The sequence below is a fragment of the Frankia sp. CoBUL1 genome, from assembly GCF_978021245.1.
Genome location: NZ_CDXDOS010000368.1, coordinates 1 through 2,502, shown reverse-complemented (window position 1 = coordinate 2,502; position 2,502 = coordinate 1). Strand labels below are relative to the sequence as shown.

3 protein-coding genes are annotated in these 2,502 nt (G+C 70.2%); all 3 read left to right on the top strand.

The annotated features are described in order from the left end of the window. Nucleotides 1-74: 74 nt before the first annotated feature. The 3 genes from AC08OX_RS16980 to AC08OX_RS16970 all read left to right on the top strand — a co-directional run bounded on the left by AC08OX_RS16980 (nucleotide 75) and on the right by AC08OX_RS16970 (nucleotide 2,441). Nucleotides 75-422 carry a plasmid replication, integration and excision activator gene (locus AC08OX_RS16980; protein ID WP_476608712.1) on the top strand — a complete coding sequence of 116 codons (348 nt, stop codon included), beginning with the start codon at nucleotides 75-77 and terminating at the stop codon, nucleotides 420-422. After that, nucleotides 419-739, top strand: a complete 321-nt coding sequence (locus AC08OX_RS16975; protein ID WP_476608711.1) for a hypothetical protein — start codon at nucleotides 419-421, stop codon at nucleotides 737-739. Before AC08OX_RS16980 ends, AC08OX_RS16975 begins: the two co-directional genes overlap by 4 nt. A gap of 109 nt (nucleotides 740-848) precedes the next feature. Then, on the top strand, nucleotides 849-2,441 hold the full coding sequence (locus AC08OX_RS16970) for an FtsK/SpoIIIE domain-containing protein (protein ID WP_476608710.1): 1,593 nt from the start codon (nucleotides 849-851) through the stop codon (nucleotides 2,439-2,441). The last annotated feature ends 61 nt before the right edge of the window (nucleotides 2,442-2,502 follow it).

Genomic DNA, 2,502 nt, shown 5'->3' with positions numbered 1-2,502 from the left:
GGGCACCCCGAATCACCCCACAGCACGTCTACAAAACATCACCGATCACAACGTAGCGTGATCTCTGCGCGGCCCTGGGGGTGGAGGCGGCGAGTGACTACGACAAGGTGAAGGCGGGCCTGTCGGATGTGCAGGCGCGGGACAAGGACACCGGCGAGCGGGTGTGGGTGGTGCGGGTGCTGGACGCGGACCCCGCGGCCCGACAGGCGGAGGTCAAGATCAAGATCACGGCGGAGGTGCAGCCGGTTCCCCCGGAGGTGCTGCCGGGTACGCCCTTCCGGCCGGTGATGTTCGAGGGCCTGACGGTGACGCCGTGGGTGGACACCACCGGGTCCCGTCCGCGCCAGGCGTTCGCGCTGCAGGCCGGGACGATGCAGTCGGTGGGCACGTCGGGCCGTCGGGCGTCGGCGGTGGCAGCGTGAGCGGCCACGACGTGAGCCGCAACGAGGCAAGGGCGTCGTACTGGTCGCTGGTACTGGGCGTGCGGACCGACTGGTCGGTGACCTGCCACACCTACCCGAACCGCCCGCCGATCCTGGCGGTCGACGCGGGCGGGACAAGCCTGGCCCTCTCGGCCGCCGCCGATGTCCCGGCCGGAAACCACATCGAGTTCGCGTATGCATTGCTGGCGGCGGTGAACGAATACCTGATCGTCTGCGAAACCCGCCAGCTCGACGCCGAAGAGGCGGCGAACGCCGCCGAGAACTCCGCGGACGCGGTCGAGAATCGCGCCGCGTAGCCTTCGCTCCTTCTTTCCGTCGGCGGCCTGACTTTCTCGCTCGGCCGTCCGCTTGATTCCCCCCTCCCGACCCTGTGGTTCGCGCGCTCGAAAACAGGTGGTATTTGTCATGTCCAGAATCAACGGCGATCGTCCCGGCCCCCGGGTTCCCACCCGCACCGACAAGATGCGGGTGCCGCTGTGGATGCTGCTGCTCGCGGTCGCCTGCAAGGGCCTATGGCTGGCGGTCCGCTGGTGTTTCCGGCACCGTGTCGCTGTCGCGGTCACGGTGGGCCTGATGCTGTTCACCCACCGCTTCGGCCCGGTGGGTCTGGGCGCGCTGGTCGGCGGGCTCGTCTTGGTGACCCTCGGCTGGCGGCGGGTGCATCCGCGGTCGCTGGCCTGGCTGGGGCATTGGGCGCTTGGTCGGGTGCGGCTGGCGATCGTGTACCGCTGGCGGTGGCGTTCGGCGATGGTGCACACCGACCTTTCCATCCGGATGCCGACGTCCAACGCCGATCAGGTGACGTTTGATGAGTACTTTCCGCGGATCCGCACGATCCGTTCCTCCCGCGTCGTCGATGTACTGCGGGTGGAGCTGCTGCCGGGCCAGACCCCGGAGCAGTGGGCGGAACAGGCCGAGGCACTACGCCACATCTTCCGGGCTCGTCGCTGCCAGGTGCAGGCGGAGACGTTCCGTTTCGTCCGGGTGCATTTCCACCGCCGTGACCCGCTCACCCGGCCGGTTCTGCCGGCCGACCTCGACGGACCGGACTCGGATGGTGCCGGCGCTGCTCGTGACCCTGGCAGCGTCAACACCGACGGTCCGCGTCAGGTCGCTCCGGACCGGGGTCTGGTCGCTCGGCTCGTGGCCGGGCTGTCCTCGGTGGTCGTGGGCCGGTGTGAGGACGAATCACCCTGGACGCTGCCCGTGCGCGGGACACACATCCTGGTGGCGGGGGCGACCGGGGCGGGGAAGGGCTCGGTGCTCTGGTCGCTGCTGCGGGGCCTCGGCCCGGCGGTGGCCGCGGGGCTGGTGGAGCTGTGGGTCTGCGACCCGAAGGGCGGCATGGAGCTGGCCTTCGGCCGGCCGATGTTCACCCGGTTCGCGACGACGACCGAGACGATCGCGGATCTCCTCGACGACGCCGTGACCGTCCTGCAAGACCGCACGGCCCGACTGTCGGGCGTAACCCGGCTGCACACCCCGACCGTCGACGAACCGCTGATCGTTCTGGTCGTCGACGAGATCGCCTCACTGACCGCGTACGTGACCGACCGAGAGTTGAAGAAGCGGATCGGCGCAGCCCTGCCGCTGCTGCTGTCCCAGGGCCGGGCGCCGGGGGTCGTGGTCCTGGCAGCGGTGCAGGACCCGCGAAAGGAAGTGCTCCCGTTCCGGGACCTGTTCCCGGTCCGGGTGGCACTGCGGATGACCGAACCGGAACAGCCTGACCTGGTCCTCGGCTCCGGCGCCCGGGAACGCGGCGCGCGGGCCGAGGAAATCCCCCGGTCCCTGCCCGGGGTCGGCTACGTGCTGCACGACGGCGACCCCGACCCGGTCCGCGTGCGGGCCGCATACGTCGATGACGCCGAGATCAACCGGACCGTGCTCACTTACCGCCCGCCATCGGCGGCCGGTGGGTGGACACCCGATGTCGACAGCTTCGGCGGCGACCGGGGCGACGGATCCGACCCGCTCGACGGGCTCGACGACGCGGCCTAATGAGAGCTACCGGGTCGCCGTAGGGCAGGCTCGGTGCCGGTAGCTCTCATTAGGCCGCGTC